Source organism: Aliivibrio sp. SR45-2, assembly GCF_963890165.1.
Classification (GTDB): domain Bacteria; phylum Pseudomonadota; class Gammaproteobacteria; order Enterobacterales; family Vibrionaceae; genus Aliivibrio; species Aliivibrio salmonicida.
On sequence record NZ_CAWPRC010000146.1, the window covers coordinates 23983 to 43944 of the forward strand.

A 19962-nucleotide genomic window follows, 5' to 3' on the forward strand; every position below is an offset into this window, starting at 1 on the left:
AAGTTCAATAAAAATTTCAATACATCATTTATAATCAATTATTGATATAAACAAACACAAACCATCGTGTCTTCACATAATAAAACACATGCTGTGCGTTCATTATTATTTGAGGTTAGTCATTTATGAGTTTAGTCAGTATGCCTTTTGTTGGATCAGGTCAGGATCTGGGGCTACATGTTATTGCAAGCGTCGTCATGCTAGGAAGCATCATCGCTCTCGCTTATGGTTTCTGGAAACTTCATGAATTACCAATCAATAAAGCACACAGTAAACAACATCAACAAATAGGGTTAATTACCGCTCTCACCTGGATAGGTTTTGTCTGGCATTGGGTCTGGGTATTAGCCGTAATTTGTGCGTTTGTTGATGCAGAAAAAGCCTTAATCAAAATCCGAGATATTTGGCGTCAACCAACAACACCCGCGACTAAAAATGCCGAGACTCAACCTACTCAAGAGGAGAGCCATAATGCTTGAGGGATTAGCCGTATGGGCACTGTTTATTTATTTGCTTCGAATGATAGGTATGCCTTGGAATAAATTTACTCAAAGTTTTGCTTATATTGGTGGCGGCTCATGGTTGTTATTTGTATGGGCTGGTTTATTAAACTATACACCAATGGATTTATCTGGTGGTTCCGTCGTCCAATCTCCTCACATTCAATTACGACCGGCAAGTACCCAGATTAAAGGCACAGTCAAAACCATTTATATCAAACCAAATCAAGAAGTAAAGAAAGGCCAATTGGTGTATGAACTGGATGACAAGCTTTATCAAATTGCGCTTAATAAGGCGAATGTGTCACAAGAAGCGAGTGAAGTCGGTCTTGATGTCGCCAAACAAAATGTAAAACTCGCACACCAAGCAATTTCAGCATCTGAGAGTGACATTGTCGTAAGTCAAAAACAAATCGAATCTAAAAACCAAGATTTAAAATACAAACAAATCACGCTAAAACGCTACGTAGACCAAAATCGTAAAGTAAAAAATACGATTACACAAAGCGCATTAGATGAACAAGGCACGTTAGTTTCTATCGGTGAAATCGATGTTGCCAGTGCCGTTGCTCAATTAGACAAAGCAAAATTAGCAAACGAAAAAGCGATTTTGGATTTAGACAATGCAAAATTCGGTGTAAAAGCCAAAGAAAGTGAATTGGCTAATGCGAAAGAAAACGTCACTCAAGCACAATGGAATTTAGACAATACGAAGATCTACGCGCCTGCTGATGGCTATGTGACCAACTTCATTCTTCGTGAAGGTCAATATGTCGGCACTGTGCCTCGTATGCAAATGTACACCAATGAAAAATATGTATTAATGCGAGTTAACCACCAAGCTATTCGTAATGTCAAAGTGGGTCGCCCTGCTGAATTTTCAAGTGCGGTTTACCCTGGTAAAGTATTCATCGCGGAAGTAGAAGGTATTGTCGAAGCGACAGGAGAAGCACAAGCAAACCTGTTAGGTAGAGAAACCAATGTTCGTCAAACCACAGGATTAAACGTCAATAACAAGCACCATTTTGTTCGTTTGAAACTTGAAGAAGGCGAAGGTTATGATATTCCTGTTGGATCGGTTGGCTTAGCGTGGATCTCTGGAGAGAAGCCCGTTGGATTTATGGCTTTCTTAGATGTTATTCGAGGCATTATTATTCGAATGAAATCACAAATTTACTTCTTTTATTCATTGTAGACTTCTCCCCTTTATGCCTTGTGGTTTATCTCTCTAAAATCACGAGGCTTTTTATTCTTAATAAAAGGCCAACCGGCTAAAAATGACGGTTGGCCTTTTTTATTTTATGTCACTAATTAACCGTTGTTGTGACTGGTTCTTCAATCTTATCGTCCACCGCTTTCACAAGCAGTAAGCCAACAGAGAAGACAATTAAACCACAGAATACAAACACCATACGGCCCCATAGTGGGTTTGGTAATGTAAACATAGCCATCACCCCCACACCAGCGACTGCGATTAATGAACCAAGCATGCGACGTTGTTTATTATCTAATATTTTCTGCTCTGCACTCTCTGAAACCAATGGTGTAGCTAGGTTTTCAAAGAACTTATCTACGTCTTTTTCGCGATGAGCCGCTAACGGCTTATAGAACAGTGTTGATAGTAAGAAGAACCCACCAGTAAATATCATATGAGCAATAAGACCGATTGCCACTTTAAGATCCGCCCACTCACGGCTAGTCAATTCGTTTAATCCAAACCAATTCTGTATCATATCTGCGGTAATAACAAAACCAACAAAGTACGATACAAAAGCACCAACGACTAATGTTCCCCAACCAGCCCAATCAGGCGTTTTGCGGATAAAGAAGCCAAGGAAAGCAGGAATGGTCATAGGGAAACCAATCAATGCACCTACATACATCATCGTATCAAACAAACTTAGCTCTTTTAATGAGTTAATAAATAACGCAACTAGAATAATCACTAAGCCAAATACAGTTGATGATATTTTTGAAACTAATACCAACTCCTTCTCAGACGCTTGAGGTCTAAGAATGATTTCATAAAAGTTCTTAACAAAAATGCCAGAGTTACGATTAAGACCTGAATCCATTGATGACATCGTTGCCGCAAACATCGCTGCAATAAGTAACCCAACCATACCAACAGGCATGTATTTCTCAACAAAGTAAAGGTAAGCAAAATCAGCCGCTTTACTTCCAGCCTCCGGATACTGTGCAGCAAGGTCAACGCCCTGACCGGCAATAAACCAACTAGGCATGAACCAAATAACGGGTCCAATAGACATTAATATACAAGCAAGTAACGCCGCTTTACGAGCATTATTAGAGTCTTTAGCTGCAAGATAACGGTACGAATTCAACATGTTATTGTTGATACTAAACTGCTTCAAGAAAATGAATACCGCCCAAATACCAAAGATACTCAGATAATTTAAGTTACCACCAGTAATAAACGAATCCGTTGGAAAGTTATGAACAATATTAGTTACACCGCCACCGTGATAAACAGCGACTACCGCACAAGTTACTGTGACTGCCATGATAATAACCATCTGCATAAAATCAGAGGCGATTACAGCCCATGACCCCCCAGTTACTGACATAACCAATACAACCAACCCTGTTAGGATAATTGTTGTTGTCATATCGAAACCAAAAATTCCAGAAGCAATAATAGCAAGTCCATTCAACCATATTCCTGCCGAGATCAGGCTGTTTGGCATCCCAGACCAAGTAAACACTTGCTCGTTTACTTTACCAAAACGCATACGAATCGCTTCTATAACCGTAACAACACGAAGTTGACGGAACTTAGGCGCAAAGTATAAGTAATTCATCAAGTAACCGAAGGCGTTAGCAATAAAAATAATTGCTACCGCAAAACCATCAGTAAACGCTTTACCTGCCGCTCCGGTAAATGTCCAAGCGCTGAATTGCGTCATAAACGCCGTTGCACCAACCATCCACCACAGCATGTTGCCGCCCCCGCGGAAGTAATCACTTGTTGTACTTGTAAATTTTCTGAACATCCAACCTATTGCTATTAAGAATAAGAAATAGACACCTACGATAAGAGTATTAAGTTCCATCTTTTTGACCTTTTTGTAATTATGTTTTTATTGACGCTGATTATAATTACCAACAAAAACATTTGTACTACAATAATTCAAAATGGTGATAGGAATTGCTAATTTAATATTTATATAATCAGCCAAGTGATGCGATTCACAAAATCATAAACAAGCGTAATGACAAAATTAAAAAAAGGAGTAGATTACGGCAAAAAAACCATAAGAAACTGAAAGGAAAGTAAAAATAAAACACACCAATAAAAGATAAAAATAGGGATAAAATACAATAGAAGGAGAGTTTATCGCTTGCAAGCGAAGAGAAAACAGCAGAGACAGTAGAAAATAAATTATTTTGTAGGACAAATAAGCCCGGAAATTATAAGGATTGAGATATTAATCTTTAACGGCTTAATTGCCACTCAGACAACAAGATGAGTCATACCAAGCCTAAACAATGGACAATAAAAAGCCAAGCGCACACACTGCACGATTGGCTTTTGTATTTACATTTGATTAAAAATAAAGGTTATTCTGTAATAACTTGTTGTTCTACTTTGTCATCAACAGCTTTAACTAATAAAACCCCCACGCCACCGACAATCACGCCACATAAGATAAAGACTAAACGTCCCCACATCGGATTAGTCAGTAATGCCATAAGCATGATACCCACACCAGCAACTGCAATTAATTTACCCAACATTTGACGCTGTTTATTATCCAATATCTTTTGCTCTACTGACTCGGCGACAAGTGGAGTCGATAAGTTACCAAAGAACTTGTCTACATCTGCTTGACGCTTTTCTGTTAGCGGTTTATAGAACAATGTTGATAGCATAAAGAAGCCACCAGTTAGTGTGATATGCGCAATTAGACCAATTGCTACCTTAACATCAGACCATTCACGGCTTGTTATATCTTGCAGACCAAAGGCCGTTGATACCATCTCTGGGGTGATAATAAAACCAACCACATAAGAAACGAAACCACCAACAACAAGCGTCCCCCAACCAGCCCAATCCGGTGTTTTCTTAATAAAAAAGCCAAGGAAAGCAGGAATGGTCATTGGGAAACCAATTAAGGCACCTACGTACATCATCGTATCAAACAAGCTTAATCCTTTAAGTGAGTTGATGAATTGTGCGATTAGGATAATAGCAAAACCAAATACAGCAGAAGAGATCTTCGATACCGTCACGAGCTCTTTCTCGGATGCTTGACCCTTACGAATAATTGGCTCATAAAAGTTTTTAACGAAAATACCCGAGTTACGGTTTAAACCTGAATCCATTGAAGACATGGTTGCCGCAAACATTGCCGCCACTAAAAGACCAACCATACCAGCTGGCATGTACTTTTCTACAAAGTATAAGTAAGCGAAATCTGCCGCTTTTTTACCGGCTTCTGGGTAAGCAGCTGCCAGATCAACACCTTGACCAGCAATGAACCAAGAAGGCATAAACCAAATGAACACACCACCCATCATTAGCACACAAGCAAGCAATGCCGCTTTTTTAGCATTCTTTGAATCTTTTGCTGCAAGGTAACGATATGAATTAAGCATGTTGTTCGTAATAGAGAATTGCTTAACAAAAATGAAAAATGCCCAAATAGTAAAGATACTTAGGTAGTTGATGTTGTTACCCCAAAGGAACGAACCGCCTTCTTGTACAGGGAAGTTATTTATAATTTCACCAACACCACCGGCTTGAACGACAGCAACAACAGCACATGTTACGGTTACCGCCATGATGATAACCATCTGCATAAAATCAGACGCAATTACCGCCCAAGAGCCCCCAGTTACCGACATGGCTAACACCACTAGACCAGTAACCCAAATCGTCATATTCATGTCGAAACCAAAAATACCCGACGCGATAATAGCCAATGCATTTAGCCAGACACCAGCAGATACAACACTGTTAGGCATTGAAGACCAAGTGAATACTTGCTCATTAGTTGCACCAAAACGCATACGAATCGCTTCAATAACCGTTACAACACGAAGTTGACGGAATTTAGGTGCAAAGTACGCATAGTTCATGAAGTAACCGAAAGCATTAGCAATAAAGATGACTGCAACGGCAAAACCATCGTTATACGCTTTACCTGCTGCTCCAGTAAATGTCCATGCACTAAATTGGGTCATAAATGCCGTTGCACCTACCATCCACCAAAGCATGTTACCGCCACCGCGAAAATAATCACTTGTTGTGCTTGTAAACTTTCTGAACATCCAACCGATTGCGATTAGAAATAAGAAATAGATACCTACGATAAGAGTATTGAGTTCCATCTTTTGCCCTTTTTATAATTATGTATTTTGTTACAAAACAGTATAATCAGGATAGAACACATTTGTAGTACAATACCTCAAAATAGTGATCAGTATTAATAAAATTGTAATTATATAATCGTACAAGTGATCGAGTTCATAAAATCACCACATTATTTTATTTCTCCTATCTTTCTCAAAAAACACCTAAAAAACCCTAACTACATAAATAAATTCCTTATAACTCATCGACCATAGCCAGCAGTTAATTGACCGTCCATTATAAATGTTGATATTATTCGTATCTTACCTTAAGTTTAAACAGCTATTTTGTATGATTATTTATTATTAAAAATACGGTAGTTACCAAATTTCAGGCAAAAAAATACGCTCATACCGCCTGTTCAGCATGAGCGTAAAGGCAGTGCAAACAACTGCCGCCTTCTATCTTCTGGGAAGAGCATAGAAGGTATCATTAGAATTTTTAGATTTAAAAATTAAAATACGGGACTAAGTACTTTAATCATATTTTCTTTACTCGTTTCGTCTTAACTTATACGGTTATCTTTTACTTGATTCATAGTAACCAACAAATTATGTCTTCTTTATTTATCAGAAAATAAAAACATCATCTGAATTCTCGCACTATGCCCCTCTTCTTACTTATTTTTTTCATTTCAGATCATTCTTTCAATCGTTATACCGCTCTGTTTTATTTGCATCCACCGTCACTCTTGTGCCAGTACTATTTTAATAATAGACAGATCGTTAAATTTTTCACATTGAGTAATGACACCTATTCGGATAATAAAAATAACTAACAGTCATATCAACACCATAAAAACATACTAATGTATTACAAATAAAATAACAATGTGAGATTCCAATTTTATGTTACAGAGCACATTTTTGATCAATTCTACATAATCAAAATAGTTGGCATGAGAAATAAAAAATATAAATATCAATCAATTAACAAGAAAAGCTGATGTAAATCACTTTAGGGTACGTAAGGTTTATATCGACAAGTGGATCTAATTCACAGAACAACCAAATCAAAATCGCTACCATATTTGTATTATTTTAACTCAAAATAAAAGGCGATAACATGAAAGCCCCTAAACTCTTACCTCTTGCCGCTTGCATCGGCGCTATCACTTTTGGAGCACAGGCTTTTGCGACTAATTTTGTTTTTCTAGAAGAAGCAACATTAGAAGCAAACCGAACTTTACTCCATTCTGGCAACGCATCAGACTCAATGAAAGACACCTATTCCAAGCTAATTGAAGAAGCTGAATTAGCAATGAAAGACGGACCTTTTACGGTAACGGCAAAAGGCATGACTCCACCAAGTGGCGATAAAAATGATTATTTAAGTATTAGTCCTTATTGGTGGCCAGATGAGAGTAAAACTGATGGGCTTCCATGGATACGTCATGACGGAAAAACAAACCCTGCCTCAAAAACTGATGAAACAGACTCAAAACGTATTGGACATTTCACTCGTTCGGTTCGAGCTCTCGCTATTGCGTATTATTTCAGTGAAGACGAGAAATACGCACAGCAAGGCATTGAATACGTAAGAACTTGGTTCATTGATGAAGATACAAAAATGAACCCAAATGTGAATTTCGCTCAAGGGGTGCCAGGTCGAGCTGACGGTCGTCGCAGCGGTATTATTGATACCCGAACTCTGGCTGATCGTATGCTTGATTCTTTCGCAATGCTGTCTAAATCGCCAAGTTGGACAGATACGGACGAACAGAAAATAACGCAATGGTATACCAATTATTTGGATTGGATGATTGTTGACGACCTTTCAGGTGGACCTAAAGGTGAGGCTTACTCTGTCAATAACCACGGCACATGGTACGACTACCAAATGGCTGGGATCTCTTATTTCTTAGGTAACGATGCTCTTGCTAAACAAATGGTTCAGAAAGGCAAGATGCGCGTTGATACACAATTCGAAAAAGACGGTTCACAACCGCACGAAATAGAGCGAACACGAGCTTATCACTACCACTATTTTAGCTTAGATCCTCTTGTTGGGATGGCACAAATTGGCGACAAAGTTGGCGTTGATCTTTGGAACTACACCAATAAGAAAGGTGGTTCATTAACCACTGGTATTCAATTAATGGCCATTTATCAAGATTTGAATAAAACATGGCCCTATTCACAAAAAGACAAACGTCGCCGCATTGAACGCATGACCCCAATTTATCTAAAAGCAGGGGTTGCTATGGATAAACCAGAATGGATAAACCTTGCGACAGACACCGATTTTAGCCAATTCACGGTGAAGAAAAACTTAGCCGAAGTATGGGCGCAACGAGATATCGAACTCCTTTACCTAAAACAAAAATAACCTCTTAAACCAATAATAATTATTAAACTGTGGAAGAAAATAATGAATAAATACAGCAAAGTAACCCTAGCAATCGCATCAACTCTGTTTGTTGGCAGTTTATCCGCTGCCTCATTAGATGTTCGTCAAGAATACAAACATGACAGTGAAAGCTATGCAAGTCGTATAAAAATTGGTGGTTCTACTGGTAATCATTATTTTGGCCTCGAAGCAAAACAAAAAGGCCAACCCTTTTCTGAATGGGAATCTGCCGATAATGAATTTGAATACGGATATAAGTTTCAAGTAACTGATCATTGGTTAATTCAACCGAGTATGCCAATCACATTTAGCAGTGATAAAGTAACGTACAAACCTCAAGTTCGCGTTCAATACGCCTTTGATTCTGGTGTAAAAGCCAAACTTCGTTATCGTCATGAGTTCCGTGACTATACGGATGAGAGCGGTGAAAGCTCAGAGCAAAAAAGCAAAGTCACCGGTAACTTAGAGTATAACTACGAAAATCTGCAACTTGGGTTTGAAGCAAACTACGAGAAAGGCTTAGATGACCAAGTCTATTTCAATAATAAAGACATGAATTGGGATATGAACTTAAAGATCGGCTATAAAGAAGCCGATTGGGCATGGCGTCCATACGTTGAGTTTGGTAACGTGTCGGTATCTTCAACGTCTGATGACCGTCAGTTACGAAGCCGTGTAGGTGTGACTTACAGCTTCTAGTTTCAGCGTTCAATCTACATAAAAAACCAGCGATTATGCTGGTTTTTTATTGGGTGTAAAAATAAAATTACAGACTTAATTTATACATAACACCAATGGTGACATTAGCATTTCTCGTGACTCTTTTTTGTTGAGCCAACAATAACTCTGCGGTAGAGACCGCATCCGCTAAAGCATTGTGGGCGTTATATTCTGGTAATCCATATCGCTTACGAGTACCTGATAACGTTAAATCAATATCATCATGATGACTTATCGCATTTTCTAATTTCTTTTCAATGCACAAGGTATCTAACCAAAGTAAAGGTAGCTCTCGTAAACCATAACTGCGAGATAAGTAATGATTAATAAAATTACTTTCTACCACACAAGCATGAGCCACAATAACCTTGCCTTTAGCCGCTTCAAAAAATGTTAGCATCGCATCATGAATCGACACGCCCTGTTCAAGCATTTGCGGAGTGATATGGTTAATCACTGCCGTTTCAGGCTTAATCTGAGAATCATTCGTCAGATATAAGTGTTGAGCAGAGGCTAAATCAATCTTGCTGTTCACCACATCAACCCAGCCCATTGATAGAATTAAATCACCTTCGCTGTCTAATCCTGTGGTTTCTAAATCAAGTACAATGTAATCACTGTTTTTTGCTAAATCAGAAATATTAGGGCAAGGCTGCTCAATTAAATCATGCAGTACTTTAGGTAACTTAACCGTATTGATGTACTCTTTTCGTTTTCTTTTTATTCGCTCTAAAGGGTGTAAATACGTCAGTAATGCTTTCATTATCGACTCCCAAACCGTACTTTTGCGCCTTCTTGTAAATCTGCAATAATTCTAAATGCATCTTTTAAATGTTTTCTCTCAAAGCTGCCAAAGCTGTTTGGATCAATATTATTGTTCGGTTCTTCACCTCTTTTGAGCGCTTCTAATTGGTGACTAAAACGATAAGAAAGAATGAATTCATACGCCCCTAAAATATTTTTAAACGCATCATCACTCAGCATACCCTTCTCGTTCGCCGCTGCAAAACGTTCATCCGTAGCAGACAGATCACACTCCACCGCTAATCCGTAAATTCGAGCAAGATCAATGACCAAATTAATCGCGTATTTTTTTACGTTCAGCGTTTTCTTGTTCTCGCCTGATTTCTCTAACACCAAGCTATTGAAGATACCTAATGGCGGATTCGTATTAATGGCATCTCTGACTAAGGTACTCAAAAATTCACGATTATTACGGATGTTACGGTGCAGCTCATCCCTTAATATCGATTCAAATTCACTGTTGCCATAAACAGTGCGGATCTCTAAAAATACACTGATGTTCAACAATCGCTCGTATTCTGGATTCGCGACCCATTTTTTATAATAGTGTTTCCATACATTCAGTGGCTGACACCATTTTGGTGTAGCGGCCATGAATTTTCCCGGACACAATGGGTAATCACAACTGTCTAGCCCATTCGTCACAATCATCGCTAAATGCTTAAAGTAAATTCGGTCATTTTCTGTCGCATCATCGGCAAGCACAATCGCACTGTCTTGATCCGACAACATATGCACTTCATTTCGAGCGTGAGAACCTGCAACGATCCATGAAAAATCACACGGCGGAGGGCCTAATTTATCCATCGCTATTTGAATAATTCGACGAGTATATGCATCCATAATCATCGTCATTACTTTACCAATGATTTCTGGAGACACTTTACCTTCTACTAACGCTTCAAAAATCGCTTGGCGCTCAGGCGTAAAACTCGCCAATGATTTTATGCTGCCTGCGTATTTTATTTTTTCGATTAAGAAAATAGCCTGAACACGGTGATTTTGAACCAGATGAGAGGTGGTTAACAGCCCCACCACTTTATTGTCTTTTACTACGGGTAAGTTACGTATATTAAATTGCATCATTGCCGATGCCGCATGCAGAACCAAATCATCAGGCTTAATGGTTAATGGCGAATGCGTCATCACATCACGTATTGGACGATCGTACGCCACACCATGAGCTATCACTCTTTTGGTCATGTCTCTGTCCGTAATTAAGCCAATGATCTTGTCATCTTCATAAATAACGGCACACGGCGTTCGATGTACAATCCGCATTTCATGGGCAACTTGCTGAATACTTTGATCTGATGTAACGACCGCAACTCGACCACTCGCAATATCTTCCACCTTACGAATAAACAACCCTTTCTCTTTGTTTGACCAGACCACATCAAGTGCCGATTTCAGACGAACTTGCGCTTGGGACGCAAAATGCTCGGCACAAGCAGGGTAAGTTTTAAACAACACTTGCAGTGCTGAATGAGGAATAATGTACAACAGCGTATTATCTATTGCAGTGGCTTTATACCCTTGCTCGTTATCCATATCAGAATTAAGGAAAGTAAAACCAAACAAATCTTCCGATCCTAATCTGGCTCGTAAAACTCCATCCGATTTTCTCTGCTCCATAGAACCGGTTCGAATGATATAAAGCGATTTTTCTTTCCCAATTTCACACATCTCAACCACTTCCCCCTTACTTAAGTAAGTGATTTGAATATGTGACGCCAATTCTCGCAATGCGTCTTTTGGAATTTTGTCAAAAGGGTCTATTTGACCAATAAATTGGATGATATTTGGCAAAAGGGATTGGGGCATACTAATACTCTCCATAGCTTAATTAGTATTATTATATAACTTATAATCGGCAACACAATTTATTCAGACATAAAAAAAGCACACCTAAGTATGCTTTTTAAGAAATAATGGTCTATTTATGTCTTTTATGCCAAACGGTGCTTAGATTCTTGCAAATGATTCGCTGATGCTTGACGGGCTTTATCGCTGTTTCCTGCCATGATTGCTTCATAAATCTGGCGATGTTCATTAATACACGTGCTGCCTTCTTCCGAAGAATGAACAATAAAGTTAACAAACATTGTTGTTAAAATATTACCGAAAGGCAAATAGAAATCATTGCCGGTCGCGTTAAAAATTAGACTATGGAATCGAGTATCTATTGTCGTCCAATCTTCTTGAACAAATTCGTCGGCTTCTGATACTTCGACCATTCTTTGAAACGTTTCAGACAACTCAATGCGTTGTTCTGCCGTTGCAAATTTCGCGGCTAGTGCACATGCTTCTGGCTCAATCGCTCGTCGTAGACCTAAGAATTGAGAACAAAATTGATCAACATCTGTTAATCCATCCATCCACTCAATCAATTGTGGATCAAGAAAGTTCCAATAAGCACGGTCTACAACTCGAGTTCCAATTTTAGGACGAGATTCTAACAACCCTTTTGATGTAAGAAGTTTTACTGCTTCTCTTAATGCCGTACGACTGACACCAAATTGTTCACATAACGCCATTTCACCCGGGATAATTGAACCTTGTGGTAACTGACCAGATAAAATACCACGCGCGATTTCACGGGCAACTTGTACGTGTAGACTGCGTTTTGAGCCTGAGATTACATTAAAAGGACCTGACATATTTTCACTTCAATTCATTAATATGTATTATTTAACAGCACTATAGCACTGAATTTATAATGCGCCAAATAAGAGCAATGATAACGTGAACTCCCTTATACTCTGGGCTTTGACGTATTCACGGTATTTATTTATTAATACAAATAATCGAAAATCTAATCCTATTTTCATGCGTAAAATCACAGAATGAACCTTAACCTACCCATTTATCACTATTGTCATCCATTTTTAGTTTTATCTTCTTTGAATACATCAAGTGTTATTGTATTATTAATTAATCTTTCTTATTCTTAATATTTCAACCTTAGGTGATTCCCATGTCAATATTTTCACTAGTGGCAGATTCAAGCCGCTGCATTCATGTTCAGGTTGCTAGACAACTTGCTCGTAAAATATTGTCTGGCGAAATCAAGGAAAATGAAAAATTACCCAGTGAAATGGAACTATGCAAAGTCTTTGGCGTGAGTCGAACTGCACTTCGTGAATCAACAAAGTTACTTTCCGCTAAAGGGTTAATCGAATCGAAACCTAAAGTGGGAACTCGAATTAAACCACGCTCACAGTGGCACTTCTTAGATCCACAACTACTCGATTGGATACAAGACTTAGAAGATACAAAACCGTTTTTATCACAATTTCTCGGGCTACGTAAAGCCATTGAACCTGAAGCATGTGCATTAGCCGCAACTAACGCCACCGTTGAACAACGTAAAACACTTTCCGTCTTGTTTCAAAAGATGTCACTCGCTGCCAACAGCTTCGATTACGATGATTGGACTATCAACGATCATCTGTTTCATCAAACTGTCTTTCTCTCAACGGGGAATCAATTTTATGTCCCGTTTGGGAATATTTTATCTACTATTTTCAAACAATTTATCGATCACTCAGCTGAAGGCGGCCGCTTCTGTTTAGAAGAGCACAAAGCGATTTACGACGCCATAATGTCTGGCAACGCCAATCAAGCGCGAATTTCTTCACGTATATTATTAGATGATGAAAACCAAAAACTAGCTCAACCAGAGTTAGCCATCGCTTAGATCTCTACTCCCCTTATGGTTGGGGCTTAACACTGATTATTAGAAGGTATTATTGTGTCGTCCCAATCGTATGCTAGGAAAAACTTTTCACTCGCATGGCCCTTAGCCCTCAATGCTTTATTAATGCAATCCATGCTGATGATCGACACGCTATTAGTGTCTCCTTTGGGGGAAATCCCTCTTGCTGCAATGGGGATTGCCACTACCATTATCGCGTTCATCCTTGGTATTCAGATGGCCTTAGCAAACGGGACGCAATTGGTACTAAGTCGAGCGGTTGGGTCGGGAATGACAACGTCACTCTCTAAAGCGTTTTGGGCTGGTTTAGCTATAAATACAACGGTTGCGTTATTGTTTTTACTCTTGCTCGTTTACTTTGAACAGCCTCTAATTCAAGCTCTAACTAAAAACGAATCGCTTCATGTACAGATCAGCAGCTATCTTAATATTTCAAAATATCTCGTTATCTTTACGGCGCTCACCCAAGTCATTATTGCTTTATTTAATGGATTAGGAAGAACTCACGTTCCTTTTAAGGGCTACTTAATTGAACTGCCGATTAATGCAATTTTATCTTATGCGTTAATTCACGGCTTTTCATCATTTGAAGGCATAGGGGTTGAAGGTGCAGCATTAGGCAGTATCGTTGCGATCTCAATTCGACTTCTTTATCTCGTACTGTGCGTACATTATGACTCTAATATTTCAATAAAACTCAATACAACAAGAAGAACCTTCATTACCAACACACAAAAACACTTTCTCGAGATTTTTCCTGTGGCTGCAAACGTAACAATGCTATCGATAGGCGCGACGATTTATCAACTTCTCTACTCTCAACTCAATATCAATGCCTATGTAGCGATTACGTTGGTCATGCCGTGGATACGTGCCGGTACCCAGTTTATCACCGCATGGGCTCATTCGTCCGCTATTACGATTAGCCAGGCTATTGGATCAAAAAAGATGGATGATCTGACTAAAAACGTAAATACCAGTATTGATGTCGCGGTCGGAATTTCATTCATATGTGCTTTATTTTTTGCCGGACTCAGTCTAGTCATTAATGACATTTATCCTGATTTAGATGCCTCGACTTATCAAGCACTTGTCGTTATCGCCCCTCTTTATATTTTCTTACCCATAGCACGTGGCTACAACACCGTTCATGGGCATATATTAAGAGCATTAGGAAAGACAACCGATGTATTTAAAATCAACTTCACAGGGCAATGGATTCTCTCGATTCCATTATGTACGCTGATTATTGTCGGCTTAGATGGTTCTATATTTTGGGCGTTCGCCGTACAACCTTTTGAAGAAATCGTTAAGGCCTACCCATTTAGGCACCTTGCTAGAAAGTCATTAAAAGAATTTGATTTGCAAAAAGCCAGTAAGCTCATGTACGACTAATCACTCTTTATTTACTCTGTCTCTCTAACATAAAAAGACCGCTGATTACTTAGCGGTCTTCTTCATTAGTCTAGTTTTTCTTTAACTTACTTATTCAAGTCAATTTGGCTAAACGTAACACTGCTGTAATTGCCTGCTTTTTTGTCGGTTGCAAAATCACCAGTTCCGGCACAGCCTGTACCCCAAACTGCATGAGATTCACTCACACTACATTGACCATAAGCGCCTGCTTTAAAGTAGAAATCATCTTCTGCGTAACCTGTCGGTGAATCTAGCTTATCGATACCTTTACTAAGATCAATTTCATAAGTGACCTTATCATGGCGTGCGGTTTCAAAAGTCAGGTACATCATGGTCTCTTTTACTTCAACGCGGTAGCTGAACTCTTCACCTAGTGCAATGCCTGCTTTACCCGGCTCTGCTGAGTTATCCCAAGTGTTCCCCCAAACAGGGTAAGCGATATCTGCACGATTAGGATCATTCTTCTCTAAATTACGTTCATAGTTCCAAAACACCGAGCCCATTTCTTGTCCTGGGAACTTCTTATAGAAAATTTTCAATGGCTCGTTACCGTAACCATAGCCAGTACCTGCTTTAATAAGCTCATCGTGTTTCTTCGCATGGATCTGACCAACAACAACGGAATATGCAGGGTATTTATCAGGAAACTTAGCGTTGACCGGAACATGGTTTACTTTTAACGTTGCCTCTAACGTACCGCCAATTGCACTGTATGCGCTCGCGCTAGGATGACTTGATAGCGCCCATTGGTTTTCCTTATCGGCAGTATCAATCGAGAAATCAGCACCGCGTGGCATCTCACGAAGCTCTGATCGTGCATTTTTTGAGTTTTTGGTTGTGATCGCTTGGTTTTGAACCTCAAATACAAGATTGCCTTCTTTATCTAAATGGAAGAAATCCTTATGTGAGTAGCTCATCATCGCTACTCCTTCTATTTCATCAACTCTTCCATCTTCATTAATGTCTGATGGAATGGTTATCTTCCAATTACGCATATCAAAATTATCAGCGGGAACTGGTTCTACAACACCATTATTCGCAAAAGTGACCATTGGCACAACAGCCAATAATGCGGCGGTTAGCCTATTTTTCTTTAACATTATTCAATCCTTTATTGGTAATGAGTACTGAGTTATACCTCAGTGGAAAGAGAGTTATACCTCAGTGGAAAGAGAGTTATCCAACGTCTTTATTTGTATTATTTTAACACATATATAAAGATGGAAATTAGGAGGGTGTAGATATGAGAAGTTAATCATGATTGATCTTAAAAATAGAGATAAAACTTAGATATTGATAACATTTACAATTATAAATAAGAAAACTTCCGTTTTTAACATCGATATTTTGGATATTGAAAATGTTAAAAACCACAAGATTAATCATACATTTCGTTTAAGAACATGACGATAAATCAATATAATGGCAAAAATAAAGTTTGAAGGGTAAGCAATAAGATAATGAGGTGCTATCGAAGATAATTAACAAGCCTAACGCGAAGAATAGATTTATGAAAAAAGTGAGAAAGCAGATAAAAAATTAGCCCTACTAAAGCACTCTAAGACTTGGTTGCCTTGAATGCGCTAGTAAGGCTATGTGTGATTATTTCTCTAGTTTAGTGAAGTAATCAAAGATAACTGGTACGTCGTTTTGACCTAGGCCAGCATCAACAGCGGCTTGTAGGTTTGCCGCTGTACCTTGAGCGATTAGAGATTCTGTACCTAACTCTTCACAAAGCGCAAGGAAGTAACCAAGATCTTTATTTGCGTTTGCAACAGAGAAGCCTAACTTCTCTTCGCCATCTACTGCGTAGAACTTACAGAACTGCATAAACGGAGAGTTAGATGGACCTGCAGACATGATATCAAACAGTTGTTGCCCATCAACACCAGCAAGCTTAGCAACAGCAAACGCTTGAGACATTGTCGCAACAGTCGTCATACCCATAAAGTTATTTACAAGCTTAGTCACGTGACCAGAACCTAGAGCACCTAGGTGGAATACGTTTTCACCTTGCTCTTCAAGGAGTGGTTTAACTTTATTGAACGTATCCATATCGCCAGCTGCCATGATGTTTAAAAGACCATCTTTAGCGTGTGCAGGTGTACGACCTAAAGGAGCATCGATCATGCCTGCGCCTTTTTCTGCAAGTGCAGCGCCAATTTTCTTAGTAGACGCAGGAATAGAAGTACCGAAGTCAATTAATACTGAACCTTCTTTGATACCTGCAAGAACACCATCTTCACCGTAAACAATTTTTTCAACAACAGCTGAAGTAGTAAGACAAAACTCAACGATGTCACTTGCTGCTGCTAATTCTTTTGCAGAAGTAAACGCTGTAGCATTACCACGAGCTGTAACGCGTGCCATCGCTTCTTCGCTAAGATCCATTACGTTTACGTGGTAGCCGCGTGTTTGTAGGTTTTCTACCATGTTGCCGCCCATAAGACCTAGGCCGATGAAACCAATTACAGGTTTAGTCATGCTGAACTCCAAATATGTTATTGTATGATTATATGCTCATTATAATAACGGGACATTCCGTTTTTATCAATAGTTTTTAAACGATCATTGAACTGTTAATGGTGAAGTGTGATGTAGCCCTATAATTTATCACTCGCACCAATAAAGCTAAGGCATTCACAACCCAAAAAGTGCCTATTTATAAGGTGTTAAACCTATTAAATAGTTACAATGCACATATATAAATTTTATCTCTATCGTTTATTTTTTCAGTAAATCAATCTAATTACGAAAGTAATAACAAACTCATTAGTAACCATAACAACAAAAAACACGCACAATTGTATTACTTATTAACGTAGGAATATGAAAACTGTGTCATCCATAAAAAAACCGGATACTCTATGCAAAAGTATCCGGTTTGGTCTTATTTCCCAATCTGTAAATTAAATCATTCGTTTAGATTAAAGCTGTGCGAACGATCCCGTCCATGTGTATGTATTTCCACTAAATTCAACCGTGTGCAGCGCTTTCTGTGCATCTTCAGCTTGGTTTGAAATACCGTAATGGTAAGTATTACCAGACGTTGTTTCAATGCGAACAACAGTCCCAATACTGTTATGGCCCACCACTGAAACCGCTTTTACCAACCCACGAGCACCAACAGACGCTTCAATTGATTCGTTAAAATAACCGTGTGTTTCTAATACTGATGCAAACACGTGGTCTTGACCTGATTGGCGTAAAATCAGTGCAGGTTCACTCTTCAGGTTAAAGCCTGGATCATTTGCGCCAGTGCGAGCAAAAATCACCTCGCTCCCCTCTACCGCACTTGTTACTAAGCTGTAGTAGCTGCTGTCGTGTAACCAACTCACTAATGAACTGCCTTCAACTTTACCTGAACCGATATTCCATAGATGCTGATAACCGTTATCTTCACCCAAAGGTTTCAGTGTGCTTTCAACTTGGTAATCGAAATCAGTACGGATGATTTGGCCTGAATGGTGCACTGGCAAATCATATTCATGCTCTGCATCTGCTTCAATGCGGTACACATCAATCACCAATGGCTTTTCAAACTCAGGGAGATCCGCAAGGATGATACTGCGCTGCATATCTACGCCAGTGTAGTAATCAGAAATCGTGCCGCTCATGCCTTGCAGCGATTGATCGTCTGCAACAAAGAAGTGCTTCTGACCAAACTTAGATTCTGCCAATGCCGTATCAAAATTGTTCTGTGTTTTCTGATCCACAGTTACGGTGTTGTGAGCAACTGTCTGCTTACAATAGGTTTTGTTTTCTGGAATATAACGGCCACCAAATTTAGGCTCTACGTTTACCCAACGACCAAAGCCGTAATCGTGCAAGACTTCATGACCACGGTTAAACACACTTAGGTGTAAACCATCATAGTGACCGTGATCTAATGCTGAATGGTATTGATGATCAGAACCGTGCTGACCAAACCAAATTAACGCCATGGTATCGTCGTCTTTTTCATCACGGTGACGAAGAATGCTTACGCCGCCTTTTTCGCCTTCTGGGCCATCAGTAACAAATAAGCTGCCCCAGTTAAATGGTTTGATTTCATCAGCCTGTTCAACCGCATTTGATAATGTTTGGCCTGAGCTATGAACCCAAACATCTTGTTGGTGATCTGCCATACCAAGTAACGTTTCTGTTTGCTCATAACGGTGGTAACACACAGATGTTGCCATGATAACGCCTTCATCGTTGATAGAAATCGTTTTCGATGAATCATTCAGTGCTGGTAATGTGCCATCAGGGAAAGCCGTTTTAAATACTGAATACGATGTTGTCTTAATTACTGAATCATTAAATTCATAGATACCCAATTCTGGTTGGCGACGCTCAATTGCTTCAGCAAATAAATAAATTGGACGCAATGAGAAACGATGGTAATAAGGACCTTCCATATAGTAACCATCAGGCGAAAACAGTTGGTCAAGTTGTGCTAAGAAACCACCACTCACTTTGTCCATTTTTAAACCATATAATGCTTTATCTACTGATTCTTGATCATTGATTGCGTAACCACAAATACCAACAGCAGCAACCGCCCATAGACCATGGTTGTGTACGATATCGAAATCGTGCGCGTAAGTTACCACGAACATTTCAATCATTTGCTTTAGAAGATCATCTTCGATTAAGCGCTTTTGCTCTTCTGAAATCGTGTGGTAAATACAGCTGTACGCACAAGAAGCATAAAGCATCCACATATTTTCATTCAATGTCTGGTGAAACAGTTTACCCGGAGGATTAGAATCAAGGCTAACATTGCTTTCAAGCGTTGGGTACACCGTTGCATACGCCGTTAGCATATCAACAATGTAATCACGATATTTATTTTCTTCTGTAATCAAAAACAGACGGCCAGCAAGATCCATATGGATGTAGTTTTGCTTATGACGGTTATGTTCGTAACCGCCACCTTCGCCGTGACCCGGAACTTCAATACCGACTTCTGCCATGTAAGCATCTGTTTGTTTCATATCACGAGTAAGGGCTTTTCCTAACAGGCTATCCTTGCCAAGTTCTTTACGAAGCTCAGCGGCTTCTTCAAAATTCAGTAAAAGTGGTTGATAGCTCAT

14 protein-coding genes are annotated in these 19962 nt (G+C 39.2%); 6 read left to right on the forward strand and 8 right to left on the reverse strand.

Features of this window, described 5'->3' with window-relative positions:
- Positions 1–125 precede the first annotated feature (125 nt).
- Both AACV33_RS08035 and AACV33_RS08040 read left to right on the forward strand, forming a co-directional pair.
- Positions 126–479 carry an MFS transporter gene (locus AACV33_RS08035; protein WP_182700105.1) on the forward strand — a complete coding sequence of 118 codons (354 nt, stop codon included), beginning with the start codon at positions 126–128 and terminating at the stop codon, positions 477–479.
- Complete coding sequence (locus tag AACV33_RS08040; protein ID WP_182700106.1) at positions 472–1695, forward strand: HlyD family secretion protein; 1224 nt, start codon at positions 472–474, stop codon at positions 1693–1695. The genes AACV33_RS08035 and AACV33_RS08040 overlap by 8 nt, the downstream gene beginning before the upstream one ends.
- Positions 1696–1807: 112 nt before the next feature.
- On the opposite strand, the gene AACV33_RS08045 is transcribed toward AACV33_RS08040, so the two are convergent.
- Both AACV33_RS08045 and AACV33_RS08050 read right to left on the reverse strand, forming a co-directional pair.
- Positions 1808–3574, reverse strand: a complete 1767-nt coding sequence (locus AACV33_RS08045) for a sodium:solute symporter family transporter (RefSeq protein WP_017021992.1) — start codon at positions 3572–3574, stop codon at positions 1808–1810.
- Positions 3575–4082: 508 nt separating this feature from the next.
- Positions 4083–5855, reverse strand: coding sequence for a sodium:solute symporter family transporter (locus tag AACV33_RS08050; RefSeq protein ID WP_182700107.1), 1773 nt, complete (start codon positions 5853–5855; stop codon positions 4083–4085).
- Between the two features lie 1087 nt (positions 5856–6942).
- Here AACV33_RS08050 and AACV33_RS08055 point away from each other — a divergent pair.
- Entirely contained in the window at positions 6943–8205 is a 1263-nt protein-coding gene (locus tag AACV33_RS08055; RefSeq protein ID WP_017021994.1) for an alginate lyase family protein, read from the forward strand.
- Between the two features lie 42 nt (positions 8206–8247).
- Complete coding sequence (locus tag AACV33_RS08060) at positions 8248–8925, forward strand: oligogalacturonate-specific porin KdgM family protein (protein ID WP_017021995.1); 678 nt, start codon at positions 8248–8250, stop codon at positions 8923–8925.
- 67 nt (positions 8926–8992) lie between these two features.
- On the opposite strand, the gene AACV33_RS08065 is transcribed toward AACV33_RS08060, so the two are convergent.
- The 3 genes from AACV33_RS08065 to AACV33_RS08075 form a co-directional block, all read right to left on the reverse strand.
- Complete coding sequence (locus AACV33_RS08065) at positions 8993–9709, reverse strand: 3'-5' exonuclease (protein ID WP_065609664.1); 717 nt, start codon at positions 9707–9709, stop codon at positions 8993–8995.
- Complete coding sequence (locus tag AACV33_RS08070) at positions 9709–11574, reverse strand: DUF294 nucleotidyltransferase-like domain-containing protein (RefSeq protein WP_065609666.1); 1866 nt, start codon at positions 11572–11574, stop codon at positions 9709–9711. The genes AACV33_RS08065 and AACV33_RS08070 overlap by 1 nt, the downstream gene beginning before the upstream one ends.
- Before the next feature lie 125 nt (positions 11575–11699).
- Positions 11700–12410, reverse strand: a complete 711-nt coding sequence (locus AACV33_RS08075) for a FadR/GntR family transcriptional regulator (protein WP_017021998.1) — start codon at positions 12408–12410, stop codon at positions 11700–11702.
- 317 nt (positions 12411–12727) lie between these two features.
- Here AACV33_RS08075 and AACV33_RS08080 point away from each other — a divergent pair, with 317 nt between their 5' ends.
- Together AACV33_RS08080 and AACV33_RS08085 are read left to right on the forward strand one after the other, a co-directional pair.
- Entirely contained in the window at positions 12728–13450 is a 723-nt protein-coding gene (locus AACV33_RS08080) for a FadR/GntR family transcriptional regulator (protein ID WP_065609668.1), read from the forward strand.
- Between the two features lie 123 nt (positions 13451–13573).
- Positions 13574–14863 carry an MATE family efflux transporter gene (locus AACV33_RS08085; RefSeq protein ID WP_220488642.1) on the forward strand — a complete coding sequence of 430 codons (1290 nt, stop codon included), beginning with the start codon at positions 13574–13576 and terminating at the stop codon, positions 14861–14863.
- Positions 14864–14949: 86 nt separating this feature from the next.
- Here the strand turns inward: AACV33_RS08085 and AACV33_RS08090 are convergent, their stop codons facing one another.
- From AACV33_RS08090 to AACV33_RS08100, 3 genes are all read right to left on the reverse strand, one after another.
- On the reverse strand, positions 14950–15984 hold the full coding sequence (locus AACV33_RS08090) for a polysaccharide lyase family 7 protein (RefSeq protein ID WP_182700109.1): 1035 nt from the start codon (positions 15982–15984) through the stop codon (positions 14950–14952).
- A gap of 502 nt (positions 15985–16486) precedes the next feature.
- Entirely contained in the window at positions 16487–17368 is an 882-nt protein-coding gene (locus AACV33_RS08095) for an NAD(P)-dependent oxidoreductase (RefSeq protein WP_017019721.1), read from the reverse strand.
- Positions 17369–17811: 443 nt separating this feature from the next.
- Complete coding sequence (locus AACV33_RS08100) at positions 17812–19962, reverse strand: heparinase II/III domain-containing protein (protein ID WP_182700110.1); 2151 nt, start codon at positions 19960–19962, stop codon at positions 17812–17814.